Source organism: Sorangium sp. So ce281, assembly GCF_051527395.1.
Classification (GTDB): domain Bacteria; phylum Myxococcota_A; class Polyangia; order Polyangiales; family Polyangiaceae; genus Sorangium; species Sorangium cellulosum_B.
Window position 1 is genome coordinate 6,476,545 of record NZ_CP150322.1, and the last position, 21,973, is coordinate 6,498,517.

Annotated in this window: 18 protein-coding genes and 1 pseudogene; 12 read left to right on the forward strand and 7 right to left on the reverse strand. The window is 71.6% G+C overall.

Annotation, left to right across the window (positions count from 1 at the left end):
* Positions 1-1,713 carry a serine/threonine-protein kinase gene (locus tag WMF27_RS24585; RefSeq protein WP_437766448.1) on the reverse strand — a complete coding sequence of 571 codons (1,713 nt, stop codon included), beginning with the start codon at positions 1,711-1,713 and terminating at the stop codon, positions 1-3.
* Positions 1,714-2,128: 415 nt separating this feature from the next.
* Between WMF27_RS24585 and WMF27_RS24590 the strand changes: the two genes are divergently transcribed.
* On the forward strand, positions 2,129-2,491 hold the full coding sequence (locus WMF27_RS24590; protein ID WP_437766447.1) for a hypothetical protein: 363 nt from the start codon (positions 2,129-2,131) through the stop codon (positions 2,489-2,491).
* A gap of 25 nt (positions 2,492-2,516) precedes the next feature.
* Here WMF27_RS24590 and WMF27_RS24595 read toward each other — a convergent pair whose 3' ends face one another.
* Positions 2,517-3,032, reverse strand: a complete 516-nt coding sequence (locus WMF27_RS24595) for an Hsp20/alpha crystallin family protein (protein ID WP_437766446.1) — start codon at positions 3,030-3,032, stop codon at positions 2,517-2,519.
* A 377-nt stretch (positions 3,033-3,409) separates the two neighbouring features.
* On the opposite strand from WMF27_RS24595, the gene WMF27_RS24600 reads away from it, so the two are divergent.
* From WMF27_RS24600 to WMF27_RS24635, 8 genes and pseudogenes are all read left to right on the forward strand, one after another.
* Positions 3,410-4,756: an adenylate/guanylate cyclase domain-containing protein gene (locus tag WMF27_RS24600; protein ID WP_437766445.1), complete on the forward strand. Its 1,347-nt coding sequence runs from the start codon at positions 3,410-3,412 to the stop codon at positions 4,754-4,756.
* A gap of 114 nt (positions 4,757-4,870) precedes the next feature.
* Entirely contained in the window at positions 4,871-6,001 is a 1,131-nt protein-coding gene (locus WMF27_RS24605; protein WP_437943027.1) for a hybrid sensor histidine kinase/response regulator, read from the forward strand.
* Positions 5,991-8,000 (forward strand): PAS domain-containing hybrid sensor histidine kinase/response regulator, encoded by a 2,010-nt coding sequence (locus tag WMF27_RS24610; protein ID WP_437943028.1) that lies wholly within the window; start codon positions 5,991-5,993, stop codon positions 7,998-8,000. The genes WMF27_RS24605 and WMF27_RS24610 overlap by 11 nt, the downstream gene beginning before the upstream one ends.
* Before the next feature lie 131 nt (positions 8,001-8,131).
* Positions 8,132-8,893, forward strand: a complete 762-nt coding sequence (locus WMF27_RS24615) for an ABC transporter ATP-binding protein (protein ID WP_437766442.1) — start codon at positions 8,132-8,134, stop codon at positions 8,891-8,893.
* Positions 8,893-11,289, forward strand: a complete 2,397-nt coding sequence (locus tag WMF27_RS24620; RefSeq protein WP_437766441.1) for an ABC transporter permease — start codon at positions 8,893-8,895, stop codon at positions 11,287-11,289. The genes WMF27_RS24615 and WMF27_RS24620 overlap by 1 nt, the downstream gene beginning before the upstream one ends.
* Positions 11,290-11,292: 3 nt before the next feature.
* Positions 11,293-12,507, forward strand: a complete 1,215-nt coding sequence (locus WMF27_RS24625; protein WP_437766440.1) for an efflux RND transporter periplasmic adaptor subunit — start codon at positions 11,293-11,295, stop codon at positions 12,505-12,507.
* Positions 12,508-12,621: 114 nt separating this feature from the next.
* Positions 12,622-13,044: pseudogene (locus tag WMF27_RS24630) on the forward strand (phosphotransferase); the annotation flags it as partial.
* 233 nt (positions 13,045-13,277) lie between these two features.
* Positions 13,278-13,976 carry a transcriptional regulator gene (locus tag WMF27_RS24635; RefSeq protein WP_437766439.1) on the forward strand — a complete coding sequence of 233 codons (699 nt, stop codon included), beginning with the start codon at positions 13,278-13,280 and terminating at the stop codon, positions 13,974-13,976.
* Positions 13,977-13,995: 19 nt separating this feature from the next.
* Here the strand turns inward: WMF27_RS24635 and WMF27_RS24640 are convergent, their stop codons facing one another.
* On the reverse strand, positions 13,996-14,898 hold the full coding sequence (locus WMF27_RS24640; RefSeq protein ID WP_437766438.1) for a nucleoside hydrolase: 903 nt from the start codon (positions 14,896-14,898) through the stop codon (positions 13,996-13,998).
* A 147-nt stretch (positions 14,899-15,045) separates the two neighbouring features.
* Here WMF27_RS24640 and WMF27_RS24645 point away from each other — a divergent pair, with 147 nt between their 5' ends.
* Together WMF27_RS24645 and WMF27_RS24650 are read left to right on the forward strand one after the other, a co-directional pair.
* Positions 15,046-15,876, forward strand: coding sequence for a hypothetical protein (locus WMF27_RS24645; protein WP_437766437.1), 831 nt, complete (start codon positions 15,046-15,048; stop codon positions 15,874-15,876).
* Between the two features lie 227 nt (positions 15,877-16,103).
* Positions 16,104-17,267, forward strand: coding sequence for a PAS domain-containing protein (locus WMF27_RS24650; protein ID WP_437766436.1), 1,164 nt, complete (start codon positions 16,104-16,106; stop codon positions 17,265-17,267).
* Between the two features lie 68 nt (positions 17,268-17,335).
* Here WMF27_RS24650 and WMF27_RS24655 read toward each other — a convergent pair whose 3' ends face one another.
* Entirely contained in the window at positions 17,336-18,886 is a 1,551-nt protein-coding gene (locus WMF27_RS24655) for a hypothetical protein (RefSeq protein WP_437766435.1), read from the reverse strand.
* 163 nt (positions 18,887-19,049) lie between these two features.
* Positions 19,050-19,718 carry a glutathione binding-like protein gene (locus tag WMF27_RS24660; protein ID WP_437766434.1) on the reverse strand — a complete coding sequence of 223 codons (669 nt, stop codon included), beginning with the start codon at positions 19,716-19,718 and terminating at the stop codon, positions 19,050-19,052.
* Between the two features lie 76 nt (positions 19,719-19,794).
* Here WMF27_RS24660 and WMF27_RS24665 point away from each other — a divergent pair, with 76 nt between their 5' ends.
* Positions 19,795-20,763 (forward strand): LysR family transcriptional regulator, encoded by a 969-nt coding sequence (locus WMF27_RS24665; RefSeq protein ID WP_437766433.1) that lies wholly within the window; start codon positions 19,795-19,797, stop codon positions 20,761-20,763.
* Between the two features lie 22 nt (positions 20,764-20,785).
* Here WMF27_RS24665 and argC read toward each other — a convergent pair whose 3' ends face one another.
* Entirely contained in the window at positions 20,786-21,736 is a 951-nt protein-coding gene (argC, locus tag WMF27_RS24670; protein ID WP_437766432.1) for an N-acetyl-gamma-glutamyl-phosphate reductase, read from the reverse strand.
* 54 nt (positions 21,737-21,790) lie between these two features.
* Positions 21,791-21,961: a hypothetical protein gene (locus WMF27_RS24675; RefSeq protein ID WP_437766431.1), complete on the reverse strand. Its 171-nt coding sequence runs from the start codon at positions 21,959-21,961 to the stop codon at positions 21,791-21,793.
* Positions 21,962-21,973 lie beyond the last annotated feature (12 nt).

Here is a 21,973-nt window from a genome sequence, read left to right on the forward strand (position 1 = left end):
TCACTGGAACGGGTTTTCCAGGTCGCCCTTCCTGACGGCGCCCCTCGCGGTCGGCGCCGCCCTCTTCAACGACACGGCGATCGCGCCGTCCGCCTCGGCCGGGACCTCCCGCGCCTGCTCCTGGTACCCGGGCGCCTTGAAGGTGAGCGTCACGGCGCGCCCGCGCGGCAGGCGCAGCGGCCCCGGCGCCTTGCCGACGAGCTTGCCCTCGCTCCACACCTCGAGCTCCTTCGGCGTCGCCTGGATCCGGAGCTCGACCACGGGCGGCGCCGCGTCGGCGCTCGCAGCGGCTGCGGCGGTCGGCTCCAGCGGCGGAGACAGCGCAGCCGACTCCGGCGTGGCAGCGGCGACGGCGGACGCCGGCAGGACCGGCGCGACCAGCGCGGCCGCCGTCCTCGGCGTCGCCGCGGCCGACGCGGGCGCGCGCGGGGCGTCGGCCGCCGGCTCGCTGTGCCCGAGGTGCAGCGTCAGCGCCGCGGCCGCGGCGACGCCGAGGACGGCGACCGCCGTGAGCGCCGCCCTCCGCCGCGACGCCGTGGCCGGCGTGCTCTCCAGCTTGCTCGGCAGCGATCCCTGCAGCAACGTCTCGTTCCCGTGCAGCCCCGAGCTCGCTTCCGCGGCGGGGCCGCGCTGCGTCGGTGCGAGCCCAGCGTCCAGCGCCTCCACCGCCGCGCCGCGCGCGCGGCGCCGCGCGGCGGCGTCTCGCCCGACGGCGGCGTCGCTCGCCCGCAGAAGGCCGCCGGGCAGCTCGTACCCCGCGCCGCGCGCGGCCTCCACGAGCGCCGCGGTCGCCTCGATCAGCGACGCCGGGCGGCTCGCGGGGTCCTTCTCGAGCATCCGCAGGAGCGGCGCGTCGAGCGCCGGCGAGAGGTGCGTCGCCACGGTCGATACAGGGGGCGCCGCCTCCGACGTGTGCTTGATCAGGAGGTCGAACGCGTTCTCGCCGTCGAACGGCGGCGCGCCGGCGAGCAGCTCGTGCGCGAGGATCCCGAACGAGTAGATGTCCGTCCGGTGATCGACGTTCTTGCCGCGGCACTGCTCGGGGGACATGTAGAGCGGCGTCCCGATCAGGTGCCCCGTCCGCGTCTTGTGCACCGTGCTCGAGGACTCGCCGAGCAGCTTGGCGATGCCGAAGTCGAGCAGCTTCGGGAAGATCGCGCCGTCCTCGTCGAAGACCAGGAACACGTTCTCGGGCTTGAGGTCGCGGTGCGCGATGCCCGCCGCGTGCGCCGCGTCGAGCGCGCGCGCGATCTTGACGAGGATGGGCAGCGCCTCGGCGGGCGGGAGGCGCCCGCGCTTGCGGCGGTAGGCGTCGAGGGTCATCCCCTCGAGCAGCTCCATCACGTAGTAGTGCCGGCCGTCCTCGAGGGCGCCGAACGAGAAGATGTCGATGATGTTGCGGTGCCTGATCTGGTTCACGGCCCGCGCCTCCGCGACGAAGCGGGAGACGAGCTGCGGGTTCGCGGAGCACTGGCGGCTCAGGACCTTGATGGCCGCCGCCTTGCCGATGACGGGGTGGATCGCGCGGTAGACCGTGCCGAAGCCCCCTGCCCCGATCTTCGCCTCGACGCGGTACTCGCCGACCGGCGTGCCCGGCGCGAGCTCCGGATCGGCGCCGAGCGGCGCGGGCTCCGCCGCGAACGTCTCGGCGTTCGTCGCGCAGGCAGCGACGCCGTCCGCATGCTCAGTTCGGCACGTAGGGCATGTCGACATGAGGAAGCCACGGAGAGCGTACACGGGGAGCCCGGCGCAGCCCAGAGCCCCCGAGCGTCGCAAACCGGCGAGCGCTCTGTCTCCGCTCCGGCCTCCGGCCTCCGGCGGGCGGGCGCAGGGCGAAGCGTCGCTTCGCCGCCGTCCGCCCGCGTCGAGGCCCGGCCTCGCCGCCCCGCGAGGCGCGGGGCGCGCGCCGGAGGTTTGACCACCTCGAGGCGCCGAGCAGGAGAGCCTCTGGCATTGTCTTACACGGGGTGTTGCTCTACAGGCCCCGCGAGCCATGCGTGTCGTGCGGCGCGATCGACGGAGGCGCGGGCCTTCGTGCTGCTGAAGCTCGCGCTGGTGGGCGCGTCGGTGCTGCTCGCCTCGCTGGCGGCGCGCCGCTTCGGCCACGCGGTGGGCGGCCTGGTGCATCGTGCGCAGCGCTGGCGCCGCGCCGGCGGGCGTGAGCGGCCTGCTGCTCGCGATCCCGATCACCGGCAACGTCCTGCCGTGCTTCACGCTGCCCCGGCACGGCGCGGCCGCCACGGTGACCCTGCTCCGGGGCTTCGTGCGCGGCCTGCTCGGCTTCGCCTCGTTCTTCGCGGCGCTCCACGCGGGGCTCGCGTGGTCGTCCCCGGCGGCCGCCTACGTCCTCGCGTGGCTGTGCGCGCTGCTCGCGGCGCTGGCGCTGCGCAGGGCGAATACGCCCCCCAGGCCCACGCGCGATCGCACCCCGACGCGCCTGAAGCGGCGGAGGACGGCCTCAGCAGGGTCATGGCCGACACGACGTCCTTGAGCAGCGGCCTTGTCTCGTGGCCCGCTCAGGACGCCCTCGTCCCCTGCTCTCTTCCAGCAGTCGGCGCAGGGGCCTGCACCGGGATCCGCCTCGGCTGCGTCTCCGGCGTCTTGGGCACGGTGACGGTCAGGACCCCGTCCTTCAGAGCGGCCGTCGCCTTCTCGGCGTCGACGCCCGCGGGCAGGGTGAAGCTCCGGCTGAAGCTGCCGCAGGAGCGCTCGAACGAGTAATACGTCTCCTTCTCCTCGCGCCGCTCCTCCTCGCGCTTCCCGCTCACGGTGAGGCGGTTGCCCGTGAACGACACATCGACATCCTTCTCCTGGATGCCCGGCAGGTCCGCCTTGAAGACATAGGCGTTCCCGCACTCCTTGACATCGAAATCAGGAGTGAACGGGCCCTCGCGCCCCGTCCGCGAGAGCATCGGCACCATCTCGCGGAAGGGATCCCACTCCAGCATGGCCCGCATGAGGTTCCAGGGACTCGAATCCGACGAGGCTCCCGACGGAGCCGGCTTGTTCTCCTGGCGACGGATGATGTTCATGACAGCCTCCTTTCAGCGCATTGCGCCGCGCTCGCCGTCTCGCTCTAGCCTCGTCCTAGCACCCTCCGTTCCAGCCCCCGTCTGGCGCGATCTCCCGCGGCTCACCGCGCGCAGAGGCATGTCGTCGCGCAATCGACGCGCGCTGACGCGAACCCTGCACGGCCTCGGCCATCCTGGGTGGCCGCCATGGCGCGCGGCTTGCCACGACCTCGCGAGGCGCGGGCGCCGCGAGGAGCGACGTCCGCGCGCGCTGGGCGCCTCCACTGGACAGCCACACGAGACCCGCGTATCACGCGACGAGCCGCAAGGTCCCGGACCGGTCGAACAGCCCGGCATCACGCTGCAACGGGAACCCCGATGGCTGGAGGAGCGCGGAGGTGAGCGAGTCGAGGCGCCGCGTGCTGGTCGTTGACGACACGCCGGCCAACCGACAGGTGCTCGTCGAGCACCTCGATCTTGCCGGGATCGACGCGCTCACCGCGGAGGACGGCGAGAGCGCGCTGGCGCTGCTCCGCCGCGAGAGTCCCGATCTTATCCTGCTCGACGTCGTGATGCCGAACATGAACGGCTTCGACGTCTGTCGCCGGCTGAAGGAGAGCCCTGCCACCATGGGCATCCCTGTCATCTTCATGACCAGCCTCACGGACACCACTCACAAGGTCAAGGGCTTCGAGGTCGGGGGCGTCGACTACGTGACCAAGCCCATTCAGCACGACGAGCTCGTGGCGCGCGTGACGACCCACCTGTCCCTGCGCGCCCTGCAGCGCGCCCTGCAGCAGGCCAACAGCGACCTCGAGCGCCGCGTCGCCGAGCGGACTGCCGAGCTCGCCCGGCTCAACGAGGACCTGCGCGCGACGAACCGGGCCTATGCCCGCTTCGTGCCGACCGAGATGCTCGGCCTGCTGGGCCGAGACAGCGCCGTGGACGTCGCGCTCGGAGATCACGTGCCGTTCGAGATGACCGTCCTGTTCTCCGACATGCGTGGATTCGCCGCCCTCACGGAGAGCATGACGCCCGGCGAGGCGTTCGCCTTCATCAATGCCTATCTCGGCCGGCTCAGCCCGATCGTCAGGCGCCATGGCGGCTTCATCGACAAGTACATCGGCGACGCCATCATGGCGCTATTCCCGGGCAAGGCCGAAGACGCCGTGGCCGCGGCCGTGGCGATGCAGCGCGCGGTGCGGCAGTTCAGCGAGGAGCGCCGGAGCGTGGGCCTGCCATCGATCGGCATGGGCATCGGCATCCACACCGGCAGCGTGATGCTGGGCACCATCGGCGAAGCAGAGCGCATGGAGGCGACCGTGATATCCGATACGGTGAACCAGGCGTCGCGCCTGGAGGGGCTCGCCGTTCGGTACGGCGTGGCCATCGTGGTGAGCGAGCAGACCATGGCGGCGCTGCGCGCGCGGGACGGCTATGGCCAGCGGTTCCTCGACAGGGTGCGGCTCAAGGGCAAGCGAGAGCCCGTCTCGGTCTTTGAGGTGTTCGACGGCGACCCGCCCGAGACGATCGAGCGCAAGCGGAAGACCCAGGCCCTCTTCGAGCAGGCGCTGTCCGACTACTACGCCCGCAGGTTCGCGGAGGCCAACGTGCGCATCGCTCACGTGCTGTCGCAGAACCCGGACGACAAGGCGGTCCAGATCTATCAGCAACGCATCGCTCATCTCATGGCCAACGGCGCTCCCGCCGACTGGACCGGAGTCGAGGTCCTCACGGAGAAATGAGGCGGCGCGCCGGCCGAGGCGCGCTCACGGCGCCGTCCAGCGGATGAGCCCAGCCTTCAACGCTGTGGTAGGGCCGATGACCGTCGTGTAACCTCGCCCGCGAGGCCGAGGCAGATGGAGCAGCAAGACCCACGCTCGAGGGTGCTGGTCGTCGATGACAACGAGCAGAACCGCGCCCTGGCGCAGGCCACGCTCGAGGACGATGGCTACGAGGTCGTGCTCGCCGTCACGGGCGAGGAGGGAATCGAGCAATTCCAGCGCCACAAGCCCGATTGCGTGCTGCTCGACGTGCGGATGCCGGGGATGGACGGGTTCGCCGTGTGCGCGCGGATCCGCGGCCTGCCCGAGGGCGCGAGCACGCCGATCGTCTTCTTGACGGCGCTCCGCGACGTCGACACGTTCGACAGCGCGCTGCGCGCCGGCGGCGACGACTTCCTGACGAAGCCGATCCGCCCGTCGGAGCTGCTCGTGCGGGTCCAGGCCGCCCTGAGGCTGCGCCGGCTCGGCGCGGAGCTGCGCGAGCACGTCGAGCTCGTCCGGCAGCAGCGCGACGCGCTGATGCGCCTCCAGCTCCAGAAGGAGCGGCTCATGGCGTTCGTCGTGCACGATCTGAAGAACCCGGTGAGCAGCATGGACCTGCACGCGCAGTTCCTGCTCCGGGACCGCGCGCTCTCGGAGCAGGCGCGCGACTCCGCGCGGCACGTCCGCGACCAGGCGCGGGCCCTGCTGCGGCTCATCTACAACCTGCTCGACATCAGCAAGAGCGAGGAGGGGAGGCTCGCCCCCGAGCGAGCGAGCGTCGATCTCCGCGCGCTCGTCCTCGAGGTGTTCGCCGCGCTCGACCTGCGCGCGAGCTCCCGGTCGCTCTCGCTGCGCGAGACCGTCGAGGTGCCCGCCGTCAGGGCCGACCCGGACCTGCTCCGCCGCACGCTCGAGAACCTCCTCGAGAACGCGATCCTCCACGCCCCGGCCGGTACCGCGGTGACCGTGGGCGCCGCGAAGCGCGGCGCTGACGTGGAGATCCGCGTCGCGGACGCGGGGCCGGGCATCCCCGCCGAGATGCGCGCGCAGGTGTTCGATCGCTTCGTCCAGCTCGGAGGCGACGCTCCGGCCCTCCACCGCGCCGGCCGCGGCCTGGGGCTCGCGTTCTGCAAGATGGCCGTCGAGGCGCACGGCGGCGACATCCGGATCGAGGACAACGCCCCTGGCGCCGTGTTCTGTGTGAGGCTCCCCGATGACACATGAGATCTCCTCCGTCGAACGCCTGTCAGCACCCGAGCAGGCGCCCCATGGGCCTGGCGCTCGCCAGATCGACGACAGCACGTTCCGCATGCTCATCGACGCGGCGCCCGACGCCATGGTGGTCGTCGACGAGCACGGACGTATCGTGTTCGTCAACGTCCAGACCGAGCGGATGTTCGGCTACACGCGCGGCGGGCTCATCGGGCAGGCGATCGAGATCCTGCTCCCGGAGCGATTCCAGCGGTCTCATGTCGGGAACCGCTCGGCGTTCATCGCCGCGCCCAAAGCGCGCCCCATGGGGTCGGGGCTGGAGCTGTTCGGCCGCCGGAGGGACGGCAGCGAGTTCCCGGTCGAGATCAGCCTCAGCCCGCTGACGACCGAGGGGGGCACGCTCTTCTCGAGCGCCATCCGCGACATCAGCGACCGCAAGCGCCTGGAGGCCGTGGCGCAGCGCACGAGCGACCTCCTGCGGAGCGCGGTGGAGAGCTTCCAGGGCGCGTTCGCCGTGTTCGACGCGCAGGATCGGCTCGCGCTCTGCAACAGCGTCTACAGGCACTGGCTCGGCGCGCGGGTGGACGGCCCCATGATCGGGCGGAGCTATGACGAGATCGTCGGCGAGGGCCTCGCCGCGGGGCTGTTCGCCCTCGGCGGCGAGCCTCCGGCCGCCTTCCGCGAGAGGATGCTCGCCTACCACGCAGAGCCGGATGGCACGCTGGATCTCTGCACGAGCGACGGGCGCAGCCTGCGCGCGACCGAGCGCCGCACGGCCGAGGGCGGGACGGTGTGCACCCTCTGGGACATGACCGGCGACGTGCATCGCGAGGAGGAGCTGCGCAAGGCGCGGGGCATCGCCGAGGCCGCGAGCTCCGCGAAGAGCGAGTTCCTCGCCTCGATGAGCCACGAGCTCCGCACGCCGCTCAACGCGATCCTGGGCTTCGCGCAGCTCTTGCACCGCGACAGGAAGACGCCGCTCACCGATCGCCAGAAGGAGCGGATAGAGCACGTCCTCAAGGGCGGCGAGCACCTGCTCAAGCTCATCGACGACATCCTGGACCTCTCGCGCATCGAGGCGGGCCGCGTCACGGTGTCGATCGAGCCGGTGAACGTCCCCGAGGTGCTGGCCGAGGTGAAGACGACGCTCGACCCGATGGCCCAGCGCGCCGGGATCGAGATCGCGCTCGCGCCCCTCCCCGCGGAGCTCCCGAAGATCACGGCGGATCGCACGCGCTTCGCGCAGATCCTCATGAACTACGGCTCGAACGCGATCAAGTACGGCCGCAGGGGGGGCCGCGCCACGATCGCGGTGTCGATGCCCGAGGACGGGGTCGTGAAGATCTGCGTGATCGACAACGGCATCGGCATCCCCCAGGAGCAGCACGCGAAGATCTTCCAGCCCTTCCAGCGCGCCGGCCAGGAGACGGGGCCGATCGAGGGGACCGGGATCGGCCTCGCCATCACGAAGCGGCTCGCGGAGCTCATGGGCGGCGGCGTCGGCTTCGCCAGCATACCGGGCGAAGGGTCCGAGTTCTGGATCGAGCTCCCGGCGCACCAGGAGCCGCCGGCGGTCGCCGCCCCGGCGCAGCCGGATGCGCGCCTGGAGGCGTCGCCGCTCGCCGCGCCCGGCGGCGTCCGCCATTCGGTCCTGTACGTCGAGGACAACCCGTCGAACATCGCGTTCATGGAGGAGCTCATCTCCGAGTTCGAGCGCGTCCACCTGATCACCGCGCCGAACGCCGAGATCGGCATCGAGCTCGCGCGCTCGCGTCAGCCCGAGGTCGTCATCATGGATATCAACCTCCCCGGGATGAGCGGCTACGAGGCCATGCGCAAGCTCGAGGAGTGGCCGGAGACGCGCGACATCCCCGTGATCGCGCTCAGCGCGGCGGCGATGGCCCGGGATACCCGCCGCGCCGAGCAGGCCGGGTTCTATCGGTACCTGACCAAGCCGGTGAGGGTCGACGAGCTGACCACCGTCCTCGAGGAGCTCCTCCTCCGGCCGTAGCGCGCCGAGGCGCGCTATCCGGCCGAGGCGCGCCGAAGCGCGCCGACGCGACCGCCGTTGCGCCCGCTGACCAGCCTATTGGCGATCGGGCCGCCGATCCGCGAACATGGCGCGCACGGAGCTCGACCGCCATGACCCAGGCAGATCTCCCTCCCGAGCGCGCAGCCCCCGGCTCTTCTGGCCCGGCGGGCCCGCCGGTGTTCGTCGCCCGCGGTCTGACCAAGATCTACCGCATGGGCGAGGTCGAGGTGAGCGCCCTGCGCGGCGTCGATCTCGACCTCTACCCGGGCGAGCTCGTGGTCCTGCTCGGCCCCTCCGGCAGCGGCAAATCCACCCTGCTCAACATCCTCGGCGGCCTGGACGTGCCCACACAGGGCACGGTGCGCTACCGGGACGACGACCTCAGCAGCGCCGGCGACGCCGGCCTTACCCGCTACCGCCGCGAGCACGTCGGCTTCGTCTTTCAGTTCTACAACCTCATCCCCAGCCTCACCGCGCGCGAGAACGTCGCCCTGGTGACGGACATCGCCCGCGATCCCATGCCCGCCGCGGAGGCGCTCGGGCTGGTCGGCCTCGGCAAGCGCCTCGACCACTTCCCCGCGCAGCTCTCCGGCGGCGAGCAGCAGCGCGTCGCCATCGCGCGCGCCGTCGCCAAGCGCCCGAACGTGCTGCTCTGCGACGAGCCCACCGGCGCCCTCGACGTGCACACCGGCAAGGTCGTCCTGGAGGCGCTCGCCCGCGTCAACCGGGACATCGGCACGACGGTGGTGGTGATCACCCACAACGCGGCCATCGCCGGCATGGCCGACCGGGTGGTCTCCATCGCCGACGGCCGCATCGCCGCCGAGCGCCGCAACACCGAGAAGCTCCTCCCGGAGGAGATCGCCTGGTGATGCGCGCCCTCACCCGAAAGCTCTGGCGCGACCTCTGGCAGATGCGGGGGCCCGCGCTGGCGATCATGATGGTGGTCGCCGCGGGCGTCGCGGTGTTCGTGGCCTCGCGCAGCACGCTGGACTCGCTGGAGCTGACGCGCGCGTCCTACTACGAGGAGTACCGCTTCGCCCACGTCTTCGCGCGGGCCAGGAGGGCCCCGGAGTCGGTCGGCCGGCGCGCCGCCGAGCTCCCCGGCGTGGTGCAGGTGCAGACCCGCGTGATCATGGACGTCACGCTCGCGCTCGACGGCGTCACCGAGCCCCTCACCGGGCGGCTCATCTCCATCCCCGAGCGGCGCGGCCCCATGCTCAACGACCTCTACCTGCGCGAGGGCCGCACCATCGAGCCCGGCCGCGACGACGAGGTGCTGCTCGGCGAGGCCTTCGCCGAGAAGCGCGGCCTCCGCCCCGGCGACAGCGTGGAGGCGGTGGTGAACGGCCGGAAGCGCCGCCTCCGCATCGTCGGCCTCGCCCTCTCCCCGGAGTACATCTACCAGATCAGCGGCAGCAGCCCCTGGCCGGACGACGAGCGCTTCGCGGTGATGTGGATGGGCTCGGAGGCCCTGCGCGCCGCGCTCGACATGCGCGGCGCCTTCAACGACCTGACCCTCACCCTCGCCCAGGGTGCCTCCGAGGGCGACGTCATCGCCGCCCTCGATCGCCTGCTCGCCCCCTACGGCGGCCTCAGCGCGCACGGCCGCGACCGGCAGATCTCCGACCAGTTCCTCTCGGACGAGTTCCGGCAGCTCCGGTCCACCGGCACCATCGTCCCCTCCCTCTTCCTCGCCGTCGCCGCCTTCCTGCTGAACGTCGTCGTCTCGCGGGTGATCAGCACCCAGCGCACGCAGATCGCGACCCTCAAGGCGTTCGGCTACTCCAACTGGGCCATCGGCCAGCACTACCTGGAGATGGCGCTCGTGCTGGTGCTCGCCGGCGCGGCCGCGGGCGTCGGCGTGGGGCTGTGGCTCGGCGGCGGGATGACCCGCCTTTACGCCGCGTACTACCGCTTCCCCGTGCTCGAGCTGCACGTCACCGCGGGCACCGCCGCGCTCGGCGCGCTGATCAGCGTCGCCGCCGCGACGATCGGCGTCGCGATCGCCGTCCTGCGCGCGGCCCGCTTGCCCCCCGCCGAGGCCATGCGCCCCGAGGCGCCAGCGCGCTGCAGGCCCACGCTGATCGAGCGGCTCGGCCTCGGCCGCCTGATGACGCCCGCGGCCCGGATGGTCCTTCGCAACGTCTCGCGCCGCCCGCTGCGCGCCCTGCTCGCCGCCTCCGGCGTGGCCCTCGCCGTCTCCATCGTGGTGGTCGGCCGCTTCAGCGAGGACGCCACCCACTACATGGTCAACCTGCAGTTCCACCTGGTGCAGGGCGAGGACGCGGCGGTCTTCTTCTACCGGGCCGTGCCCCGCGCCGCCCTCACCGAGCTCACGAGCGTGCCCGGCGTCCTCCGCGCCGAGCCGCTGCGCGCCGCGCCGGTCATCCTGCGCGTCGGCCACCGCGAGCACCGCACGGCCATCCTCGGGCTGGCCCGGGGCTCCGCCGGCCCCCCGGGCGCCGCGCCCGACGCCAGCCTGCACCGCACCGTCGATCGCCACGGCGCCTTCGTCCCCATCCCCGACGAGGGCCTCCTCCTCGGCGCCTACCTCGCCCGCAAGCTCGGCGTCCGCCCCGGCGACGAGCTCACGGTCGAGGTCCTCGAGGGCCACCGCCCGGTGCGCCAGGTCCCGGTCGCCGCCCTCATCGACGACCTGGTCGGCGCGTCCGCCACCATGGACCTCGACGCCCTGAACCGCCTCCTCGGCGAGGGCGACGTGATCTCCGGCGCCTACCTCGCCGTGGACCGCCTCGGCGAGGAGGCCGTCTACGCGCAGCTCAAGCGCACCCCCGCCGTCGCCGGGGTGAGCACCACCCGCGCCGCGCTGGAGAGCTTCGACAAGATCATGGGCGAGAACCTCGGGGTGATGCGCACGATCCAGCTCGTCTTCTCGAGCATCATCGCGTTCGCCGTCGTCTTCAACAAGGCGCGCATCGCGCTCGCCGAGCGCAGCCGCGAGCTGGCCAGCCTGCGCGTGCTCGGCTTCACGCGCGCCGAGGTCAGCCGGATCCTGCTCGGTGAGCTCGGCGTGACCACGCTGGCCGGCATCCCGCTCGGCATGGGCCTCGGCTACTACTTCGCCTGGGCGATGTGCCAGGCCTACGAAGACACCGAGATGTTCCGCTTCCCGCTGATCATCCACCCCTCCACGTACGCCTATGCCGCGCTGGTGGTGCTCGTCTCCGCGGCCCTCTCGGCGCTGGTGGTGCGCCGCCGCATCGACCAGCTCGACCTCGTGGGCGTGCTCAAGACCAGGGACTGACGCATGAAGCTCGCCCGGAAGATCCCCTATGCCCTGCTCGCGGCGCTGCTCGTCGGCGCCATCGTGGTGGCGTTCCTCCCCAAGCCAGCGCTGGTGGAGGCCTCCGCGGTGACGCGCCGCCCGCTCGTCGTCACGGTGGACGGCGATGGCCGCACCCGCATCACGGACCGCTTCGTGATCTCCGCGCCTGTGGGCGGCCAGATGCCCCGCCTGGAGCTGCACCCCGGCGACCGGGTGAAGCTCGGCGCCATGCTCACCGAGATCGCGCCCATCGACCCGCCGCTCCTCGACGCCCGTTCCCGCGCCCAGGCCGAGGCCCACGCCCAGAGCGCCCGCGCCGGTGTCTCCCAGGTGAAGGCGCGCGTCGCCCTCGCCGAGACCGCCCTCGCCCAGGCCCGCAGCGAGCTCGCCCGGGTCAGGACGCTGCACGAGCGCGGCGGCGTCGCCCGCGCCGAGCTGGAGACCGCCGAGTTCCGCGAGCGCGCCGCGCAGGCCGAGCTCGAGAGCGCGCGGTTCGGCGCCCGTGTCACCCAGTTCGAGCTGCAGACGGCCGAGGCCGCGCTCGTGCGCATGAAGCCCGAAGGGCCCGGCGCGCCCGCGAGGAAGACCGGCGCCGGCGATGCCAGCGTGGCCATCCAGAGCCCCGTCGACGGCACGGTGCTGCGCGTCTTCCAGGAGAGCGCGGCGCTCCTCCAGGCGGGGGCGCCCATCCTCGAGCTGGGCGATCCCGCCGCGCTCGAGATCGTCATCGACCTCCTCTCCAGCGACGCCGTCGCCGTGCGGCCTGGCGCCGAGGTCCACGTGGAGCGCTGGGGCGGCGAGGCGCCGCTCGGCGCTCGGGTGCGCCTCGTCGAGCCGAGCGGCTTCACCAAGGTGTCCGCCCTCGGCATCGAGGAGCAGCGTGTCAACGTGATCGCCGACTTCTCCGGCCCTCCCGAGGCCCGCAAGGCGCTCGGCGACGGCTACCGCGTCCATGCCCGCATCGTGATCTGGGAGAAGGCCGACGCGCTCCAGGTCCCGCAGACCGCGCTCTTCCGGCGAGGCGAGCGCTGGGCGGTGTTCGCCCTGGCCGACGGCCACGCCCGGCTGCGCGACGTGGAGATCGGGAGGCGGAGCGGCGGCGCCGCCGAGGTGCTCGCCGGCCTCGACGAGGGCGACCGCGTGGTGGTGCACCCGAACGACAAGCTCCACGACGGCGCGCGGGTCGAGGTGCGTTAGGGGAGACCCGCTTTTCCGCAACCAGCGACGAAACAGGGGCCGACTCCGCCACCGCGGCGCTGGCGCCCCGGCGGAGAGGGCTTTGCATGGTCGACGAGCAGGTCTTCAAGGGCGGCGTCAACACCGTGCGCCGGCGCGGCGCCCTACAACTGTGTCGTCCGCGGCGGCCGGGTCGTCGGCTTCATCGATTTCGACACAGCTCATCCGGGCCCGCGCGTGTGGGACGTGGCGTACGCCGTCTACCGTTTCGCGCCGCTGCACGCGCCGAGCAACCCGGACAGCGCCGGCAGCCCCGAGGATCAGGCGCTGCGCGCTGCTCGGTTCTGCCGCGCTTATGGCTACCCGCCAGGGCCCCTGTTGCTCGACACCGTGGCCGATCGACTCGCGGCGCTGCTCGCCTCCATGCGCGCGCGGGCCGCGGCCGGCGACGTCGCATCCCAGGCGCACATCGCGGCGGGGCACCCTGCGCTGTACGAAGAGGACATCCGCTATTTGCGGGCGCAGCGCGTTCGGCTGCTGCGGGCATTCACCCCGTGAGGGGCCAACGAAACATGAGACCGGCCGCCCGGAAAGGCATCTCGATGCGCGCGCGGTGGAGCTCACGTTCGGGACGGCCAACAGTCCTTCGCATATCGCACCTTCCGCTCCCCGGCGCGTCGACCACACCACGTTGTTATCCAGGCTCAGCCCGCTCGGCGGCAATCGATCCGATCTGCGACGAGGCCAATTTCGCTCGACGAAGCCGCGCTCGTTCGGCGTAGCGTGGCTGTATGACCCGAAGGCGCGATCATGCCCTCTCCTGCACGACGCTCTTGCTCATCGCGTGTGGACTGGCCGGCTGCGGCAAGGCCTCCACGCCGCCCGCGGCCGCCCCCGAGCCGCTCGCACCGCTCACGCTCCGGCGCTCGGCGGACGACATCATCCTCGCCGCGAAGCTGCCGCCCGAGACCGCGCCGCGCGCATCGCTCGAGATCCACCGCCTCGACGCTTACGCCGCGTGCAACGCGGCGCAGGTGCGCCTCTCCGCCAGCGTGAGCGCGCGCGCGGACGCGGGGCCGAGCGCGCTCACGCTGTCGAGCCTCGTCATCGGCGGCCTGGGGCTCGCGGGCGGCATCGCCACCACCGCGCTCGCCGCGGGCCTCGAGGCCCCGCAGATCCCGGCGGGCACGCCGTCGCTCCCGGACGCGGAGCCGCCGGACGTGGAGGGCAAGACGGGCGTGATCGTGGCGGGCGTCGTCACGGGTGTCGTCGTCGTGGGGGCGGTCGTCGGGACGCTCCTGCTCGTCGGCGGCGACGACGACGACGAGGATCGCAAGCACAAGCTCGATCTCGGCGCCGGCGGCGCGGGGGGCCTCCGCGACGCCATCCGCGCCTTCGAGGCCGCGTGCCCGGACGAGCCGCCCGAGGACGCCCTCGCCGCGTGCATCGACAGGGCGCGCGCCCTCCGCGAGACCTGCGCAGCCCGGTGAGGTGGGCTCCGCCGGCGGCTCAGCGCGCGAGCACGTCGAGGAAGCGCTCCTCGTGGAACCCGACCGAGATCCGCGTGTTCGTGCCCTCCATGGCGCGCGCCCCCCACTCGCCCTTCTCGCGGTAGATCTCGACCTCGACGAAGTCGCAGACGCGCTCGTCGAGCGCGCAGGCGGCCGCCACGAGATCGTGCATCGCCTTGCCCACGCCCTTGTCTGCCAGGTACCGATCGAGCGCGTCGATCATCCGCGTCAGGCCGCTCCGCGGCGATCGCCCCGCGACCCGGCGGCTCAGCGCGCCGCGCATGGCCTCGGTGTAGACGACCCCGTGACATACGTTCTTCGAGACGAACCTCCGCTCTCCGATCTGCGGTGAGGCGAGCAGCGCGAGCGTCTCCCGGGGCGCGCCGCCGGGGTTATAGCTCGGGCAGGTGAGGCGCCCGCGGAACTTCTCGAGCGGCTCGGCGACCAGGTTGTCGCCCGCGAAGCCGCCTTGCTGGACCCAGCGAGCGAGCCGGAGCCCGGGGACGTCCTTAAACGCCTTGCCGATGTTCTTGGGCGCGGCCCCGACGAGCACCGTGGCGTCCGGCTCGCGGAGCAGCTCGGCCAGCAGCGCGGGCCCGCCCGCGACCTCGCCGACGGGGTGCTCCAGGATGCCGGGGCCGTAGCACGCCTGGTGGAAGCCGGAGACCCGCGCCTTCTTGCCCTCGCTCGTCGCCCACCACGCTGGGCCGTGCAGGGCGCCGATCGGGACCTCCGCCCGCCCGCAGCGATCCAGCCCCCAGCGGACCAGCCGGCACTGATCCTCGGAGCCGGGCGTGACGAGCACGCCGAGCAGCTCGACGTCGGGGTGATCGGCGAGCCAGAGCAGCGTCATGAAATCGTCCGGGTCCGCGGTCTCCATCTCGAAGATCATGCGCTTCACGCCGCACCTCCATGCCATCGCGCTGCAGAGCAAACTTGAATAGACTCGATCCGCGCGGGCAGCCGGAGAGACGACCGGCCGCCCGACGGAGCCAGCGCTCGACCCGCGCCGCTGCGCGCGGCCAGGCCGCACGACCCCGAGGAGCGAATGAAGCGCATACACCTGTTCGAGATAGAGGATTTCAGCTGGTTTCCCGGGTGGCTGCGGGCCTGCATGACACGCCTCATCGTGGTCATGCACAGAGCGCTGGGCACGCGCGAGGCGCTGGTCGAGCTGATCGCCAGAGCATTGAAGGAGTCGAGCACATCGAACATCATCGACCTCTGCTCCGGGAGCGGCGGGCCGATGATCGACGTCGTGCGGACCCTGCGCGAGAGGCCCGGGTTCGAGGGCATCCAGCTGACGCTCACGGACCTGTACCCGAGCAAGGAGGCGGCGGAGCTCATCAACAACCAGGAAGGGATCAACGTAACTTACCAGACGAGTCCGGTTGACGCCACGAAGTTCGACGGCGACGAGGCTGGTCTCAGGGATCTCAGGCGTCTCAGGCGTCTCAGGACAATCGTCGGCGGCTTTCATCACATGAGGCCGGAGGACGCGAGAAAGATACTGGAGTCGGCCCAGCGGAGCAGGCAGCCCATCTGTATCTTCGAGATCAGCGACAACAGGGCTCCGACGTTTCTCTGGTGGCTCGCCCTCCCGATCAACTTCGTGATGTGCCTCCTCGTCACGCCCATGGCGAGGCCCATGACCGTGCGGCAGCTCGTCTTCACGTATATCGTGCCGATCATCCCGCTGTGCTTCGCATGGGACGGAGCGGTCTCGTACGCGAGGATCTACACGCTCGATGACCTGGATGAGCTGTTGAGCGGGCTCTGGAGTGAAGATTACCGATGGGAAAAGGGAGTGACCGGCGGGAGAGCGAAGAAGCTCTATCTGCTCGGCATTCCGACCCACGACGCCGGCGCCGGCGGCTGAGCCGCTCCGGCGCGGACGAACCGGTACGTACCGGTCGTACAGATCGCCGGAGATCGCGCGGCGAGCGTGATCCCAGGCTGTATGTCCCCCTCGTGCGCTCCGACGATTGGAGTAAGGCCATGCCTTCGTGCGCGTCGCGGATTGCACCCTACTATTCGTATGCGGTCATCGATCTACCTTGTTACGCGCAATCCCGGTATGCCTGTCCGGTTGCGGAGGGGAATACGATGGCTGACGCAAACGGAGCACTGAGCTCGCTGGATGACTTTATCGCACACTCCACGGAGATGCTGTTCGTCGCCGGAGGCGACGGCGCGCTGCTGCGATGGAGCGACGCGCTGGGCCGGACGATCGGGCCCGCGCTCGCGCAAGGAACCCCGTTGACCGAGCTCTTCCACCCGGAGGATCGCGGCGCGCTCACCAAGAGGTGGGAGCAAGTGCGTGAGAGCACGGCCCCCATTCACGTCCACGGCCGCGTCATGAGCGCGGGGCGCAGCTACAAACCGCTCGCCTGCGTCGTGCGCGGCGCGCGCTCGGATGGGCTGGTCTACGGCTCGTTCCGTGACGCGCCGGCCGGCGACGGCGCGCTCGACGAGCTGACCGAGCTGAGGGCACGGGACAGGATGCTCCGCGCCTTGATCAACACGCTTCCGATAGCGATGTGGGCCGTCGATACCGACGGAACGTATCTCTACCATGAAGGCAAGGGGCTGGAGGCCGCCGGCCATCAACCTGGACAGCTCGTCGGCGCGAACATCTTTGACCTCTACGGCGAGGCCAGGGGCGCCGTCAGGCGCGCGCTGGCCGGCGGCCCGGTGCACGGGCTGGCCGAGGCGCACGGCTGTGTATGGGAGAGCTGGATGGTCCCCCTCGCGGAGGAAGCGGGGCACGTCAGCACCGTCGTCGGGTTCTCGCTCGACGTGACGGAGGGCCAGCGCGCGCAGCAGGCCCTCCAGACGAAGCTCGACGTGATCGAGGCGCAGCAGCGGGTCATCCGGGAGCTCGCGGCGCCGATCATCGAGGTATGGGACGGCGTGCTGGCGCTGCCCATGATCGGCGTCGTCGACAGCGCGAGGACGGCCGACGCGATGGAGAGCCTGCTCGAGGCGATCTCGAGCCGCGGGGCGCGCTTCGCGGTCCTCGACCTCACCGGCGTGCAGATGGTGGACACGAAGGTCGCCGATCACCTGATCAAGCTCGTGCGGGCCATCCAGCTGCTCGGCGCCGAGGGGATCATCTGCGGAATCCGCCCGACCGTGGCGCAGACGATGGTGGCGCTGGGGCTCGACCTCAGCGCCATCGTCACCAAGGCCAACCTGCGGGCCGGCCTGATGCACTGCATGCGGAGCTTGGCCGCGCGCCCGGCGCCGCCCCCCCGCGACGTCGCCTGACACGCCAGCGGAGGACGAGGCACCCGGGAGCAGCGCCAGCGCTGGCGCTGCTCCCTGGGCGCCCGAGCTCAGAACAGCTGGACGTCGTCGATCTCGATGCCGAGCGGCTGTCCCACGGGCGTGCGCCAGTTCAGGTTCATGACGCTCCACGGCTCGAACGGCACCAGCGTGCCCCACCCCTGCTGCATCAGATCCCACCAGCGCAGCTCCACGGTGACCCACTCCGGTCCGACCCAGAGGTCGATACCGTGGCTGTCGTAGCAAGCCGAGCAGAGCCCGCCCTCAGGCGTCGTAAGGAGCGTGCCGACGTCGAAGCGAACCTGCGTGCCCTGGCCACGGATGTGGAAGCGGATGCCCTGGAACGGCGACACATCGACGGGCCACATCTCGAAGGACAGCGCCACGCCAGCGCCCGACGCGGACGGCACCCCGGGGGAGCGCGCCGCGAGCGCCCTCGAGCTGAAAGGCCCCGGAGCGGGCAACAGGTCGACCGGCGGGACGGTCCCGTCGTCGTACGTCACCCACGGCCCCGTGAACGGCGGGGCGCTGCGCGCGTACGGCGCGGAGAGGAGGAAATCGCCGTCCTCGAAGTCCTCGATGACGAGGCCCGGCATCGCGCAGACGGACAACCACACGCAGTCCGGATCGGCGCAATCCGTGAGACCGTCCGCATCGTCATCGGAGCCGTTGCTGCAGGCCCAATCGGTGTCCTCGCGCCACGACATGCAGTACGGCTGCGACTGGCAGTCCGCATCGGAGCAATCCACGAAACCGTCCCCGTCGTCGTCGGCGCCGTTGCTGCACGTCCAGTCGGTGTCCTCGCGCACCGGCATGCAGTACGGCATCCACTGGCACTCCGGATCGGCGCAATCCGCGAGACCGTCCCCGTCGTCGTCGTAGCCGTTGCTGCACGCCACATCGGTGTCCTCGCGCCACGGGGAGCAGAGCGGCATCCACTGGCACTCCGGATCGGCGCAATCCGCGAGGCCGTCTCCGTCGTCGTCGTAGCCGTTGCTGCACGCCCACTCGGTGTCCTCGCGCGGCGGCACGCAGAATGGCTGCCCCTGGCACTCCGGATCGGCGCAATCCGCGCGGCCATCCAGATCGTCATCGTAGCCGTTGCTACAGGCCACATAGGTGTTCTCGTACTGCGGCGTGTCGTCGACCCCGATGACGATGTCGATCCTTCCATGCCCGACGGAAATGACATCGCCGTCTGCCCGGAACTGGAACGCCACCGTCGACGTCGCACCTTCGCCGATGTCGACCCACGTCGGGTTCACCGACGTGAGGGACGCCGAGATGGGCAGATAACCGCCGCCGGTCCACCGCTCGAGGACCCAGCCCGGCTGGAGCATCACGTCATAGTGGCCGACCGGCAGCACCTCCGTGAGCGCCGGCGTGTCGCCACCTCCGTAGATGGTCCGCGCCGTCGGGCCGTAGATATCGAACCACGCTTGGGACAGGCGGTACGTCGCGCCCGAGGAGCTGTTCCCGACGAGGGCCAGGCTGAGCGAGCCGACCTCGGACTCCTGCTCGGCGTCATCCGGCGCGTCCGCCGTGCAGCCGACCGGGATCGCAGCAATGGCCAGGACCGAACATACGAAGAGTTGTCGCAAGTGTCTCATAATGACTCTCGTATCAGAGCCGGTCGCGCGTGAAAAGCTGGATTCGTGGGGGGCGCCATGACGTCGCGCGTCCGTCGGCCATGCGGCCATTGGCCGGCCATGCGGCCATTGGCCGGCCATGCGGCCATTGGCCGGCCATGCGGCCATTGGCCAGTCAGATGCTCGGCGCCGGCGCGTCGACGGCCTCGGCGGCCTTCGCGTGCCGCGCTTGCTCCCGGAAGTAGCCCTCCCGCTCCTCGGCGAAGGCGCGCGCCACGCTCGGACGTCCGTGGAGGCGCGCGTGGTACGCGGCGAGCGCCGGCCAGGACTTCAGGTCGATCGGCGTGACAACGGACCAGTTGAGCACCGCGAAGAGGTACGCGTCGGCGACCGAGAAACGGTCGAGGAGGAACTCCCGCCCTTCGAGCCGATCCGCCACCCAGCCGAGGCGGCGCGGCGCCCCGGCCAGCGCATGGGCCTTGACCTCGGCTGCGGCCGTCTTGTCCAGGAGCGGCATGTAGACCGCCTTGTGGAGCTCGCTCCCGATGAAGCCGAGCCACTGCTGGAGGCGCGCCCGGCCGAGCGGATCCCGCGGCGCGAGCTCCGCCTCCGGGAACCGATCCGCCACGAGCTGAAGGATCGCCGCGTTCTCGGCGAGGATCTCGCCTCCTTCGATCTCGAGCGCGGGGACGAACCCGAGCGGGTGGATCGCACGGTAGTCGGCGCCCCCCGAGGTCCGCTTCGTCTTCAGGTCGACCTCCACATACGAGGCCTCCGCGCCGGCCTCGTAGAAGGCGATGCGCGTGGCGAGAGAACATGCGAGCGGAGCGAAATAGAGCTTCATGACAACCTCCTGACGGCGCCCAAGGTGCGCCTCGCGGGGCTGTGCGTCCAACGCATCGTCGTGATAGGGTCTATGCGTGTCACGCATACCATCTCCCTCTGCGCCTCCCGCGATCGGGCCGCGGCCTCAGCTCGAGATCCGCGATCTGGAGCTCGTCCTCTCGCTGGCGACCGCCGGGAGCACGGCGGGCGCCGCCTCGGCGATGCACATCACGCAGTCCGCCGTGAGCCGGGCGCTCGCCCAGGCGGAGGACCGCGTGGGCGCGCGCCTCTTCGAGCGCACCGCGCGCGGGGTCACGCCGACCGCCGCGGGAGAGCGGCTCATCGCGGGGGCCGGGCTCGTCCTCGCGCAGCTCCGGGAGCTCGAGCGAGAGGTCGCGGCGCCGGTCGCCGCGGCGACGCGCGTCCGCCTCGTGTGCGAGTGCTACACGGCGTACCGCTGGCTGCCCTCCGCGATGACGAGCCTCCGGCGCAGGCTGCCCCGCCTCGAGATCGTGCTCGCGGTCGAGCACACCCACGATCCGGTCGCCGCGCTCGTCCGGGGGGACATCGACGTCGCGCTGCTCACCACGTCGTCCCTGCCGAGCGATCGCGAGGCGGGCTGCGCGCTCGTGGAGCGGCCGCTCTTCTCGGACGAGGTCATCTTCGTGATCTCGACCTCGCACCCGCTCGCCGGGCGGGCATCGCTCACGCGAGACCACCTCCGCGAGGGCCCGCTGATCACGCCGAACGCGACGCCGGCCGAGGTGCGCTGGTTCATGAGCGCCGTCTTCGGGCGGCAGCGGCCCAAGATCGAGCTCCTGCGCTTCCCGCTCACGGAGGCCGTGGTCGACGCGGCGCGCGCCGGGATGGGGATCGCGACGCTCTCCGAATGGGTGGCGGAAGGCTACCTCGGCAGCGGCGACCTTCTGGCCAAACGGCTCTCGTCCGGCCCGCTCCGCCGGCCCTGGCGGATCGCGTTCCGGCGCACGTCGGCCGACGCCGCGGAGCGCCTGATCGCCGCCCTCGAGAGCTCGGCGCCGCGGCTCTACACGCGCGCCGGGTGACCCGGGGTGACCCGGGTGGGGCTCAGTCGAGGCCTGTGGCCTCCGGCGCGCCCAGCATCAGGTTCAGGTTCTGCACCGCCGCGCCGGAGGCGCCTTTGCCGAGGTTGTCGAGGCGCGCCACGACCAGGATCTGGTCCGGCTTGCCGAACACGAACACGTCGAGCCGGTTCGTGTCGTTGCACTCCACCGCGCCGAGGTAGCCGTCCTCCAGCGCGCCCTGGCCGCCGAGCGGCATCACCCGGATGAACGGCTCGCCGGCGTAATAGGACGTGAAGAGCTCGTGGACCGCGGCGGGCGTCGCCGGCCGGGCCAGGGCGTCCGCGAACAGGGGCACCGAGACGAGCATGCCCTTGTAGAAGTCGCCCACGACCGGCTGGAACAGCGGCGCCCTGTCGAGGCCCGCGATGGCGCGCATCTCCGGCAGGTGCTTGTGCTGCAGCGTGAGCCCGTACGGGCGCGGGCCGCGGAGCTGCTCGCGGCGCGCCCCGTCGGCCTGCTCGTAGGCCTGGATCATCTTGCGCCCGCCGCCGCTGTAGCCGGTGAGCGAGTGCGCGATCACGCGGGCGTCCCTGGGCAGGAGCCCCTGGTCGACGAGCGGCACCACGAGCGCGAGGAACCCGGTCGCGTGGCACCCGGGCACGGCGACGCGCCGCGCGCCGCGGACGGCCTCGCGCTGGCCGGGGCGGAGCTCCGGGAAGCCGTACACCCACCCGTCGGCCGTGCGGTGCGCGGTGCTCGGATCGATGACGCGCGTCCTCGGGTTCTCGATCCATCCGATGGATTCGCGGGCGGCGTCGTCGGGCAGGCACGTGATGAGCACATCCGCCTCGTTGACCAGCGCGCGGCGCGCCGCCGGGTCCTTGCGGCGCTCGGGGTCGATCTCGAGCAGCTGGAGGTCGCGGCGGCCCTGCAGCCGCTCGCGGATCTGGAGCCCGGTCGTACCTTCCTGCCCGTCGATGAACACCCGATGCATGGTGGTCGTGTCCATACGCCGAGCGCGCCCTCGGGACCAGCGCTTCGCGCCAGCTCACCGGCGGCGCTGCGGCGCCCACGCGCCCCCGCCGTCGTCGCACGGCTCTTCGAGGTGCTCCCCTCGCGCCCTGGCGCTGACCATCTGGATCGACCCCAGCGTCCAGCACATCGGGCATCCGCCCACCGCCACCAGCGCGACCGGGGGGCTATCGAGCTCGCCGGCCACGGCCGACGCTCG

Excerpts from the sequence above, each read along its gene's own strand:
- WMF27_RS24585 (WP_437766448.1), bottom strand. The coding sequence starts at position 1,713 with ATGTCGACATGCCCTACGTGCCGAACTGAGCATGCGGACGGCGTCGCT.
- WMF27_RS24595 (WP_437766446.1), bottom strand. The coding sequence starts at position 3,032 with ATGAACATCATCCGTCGCCAGGAGAACAAGCCGGCTCCGTCGGGAGCC.
- WMF27_RS24605 (WP_437943027.1), top strand. The coding sequence starts at position 4,871 with ATGGAGCAGCAAGACCCACGCTCGAGGGTGCTGGTCGTCGATGACAAC.
- WMF27_RS24610 (WP_437943028.1), top strand. The coding sequence starts at position 5,991 with ATGACACATGAGATCTCCTCCGTCGAACGCCTGTCAGCACCCGAGCAG.
- WMF27_RS24615 (WP_437766442.1), top strand. The coding sequence starts at position 8,132 with ATGACCCAGGCAGATCTCCCTCCCGAGCGCGCAGCCCCCGGCTCTTCT.
- WMF27_RS24620 (WP_437766441.1), top strand. The coding sequence starts at position 8,893 with ATGCGCGCCCTCACCCGAAAGCTCTGGCGCGACCTCTGGCAGATGCGG.
- WMF27_RS24625 (WP_437766440.1), top strand. The coding sequence starts at position 11,293 with ATGAAGCTCGCCCGGAAGATCCCCTATGCCCTGCTCGCGGCGCTGCTC.
- WMF27_RS24635 (WP_437766439.1), top strand. The coding sequence starts at position 13,278 with ATGACCCGAAGGCGCGATCATGCCCTCTCCTGCACGACGCTCTTGCTC.
- WMF27_RS24645 (WP_437766437.1), top strand. The coding sequence starts at position 15,046 with ATGAAGCGCATACACCTGTTCGAGATAGAGGATTTCAGCTGGTTTCCC.
- WMF27_RS24650 (WP_437766436.1), top strand. The coding sequence starts at position 16,104 with ATGGCTGACGCAAACGGAGCACTGAGCTCGCTGGATGACTTTATCGCA.
- WMF27_RS24660 (WP_437766434.1), bottom strand. The coding sequence starts at position 19,718 with ATGAAGCTCTATTTCGCTCCGCTCGCATGTTCTCTCGCCACGCGCATC.
- argC (WP_437766432.1), bottom strand. The coding sequence starts at position 21,736 with ATGCATCGGGTGTTCATCGACGGGCAGGAAGGTACGACCGGGCTCCAG.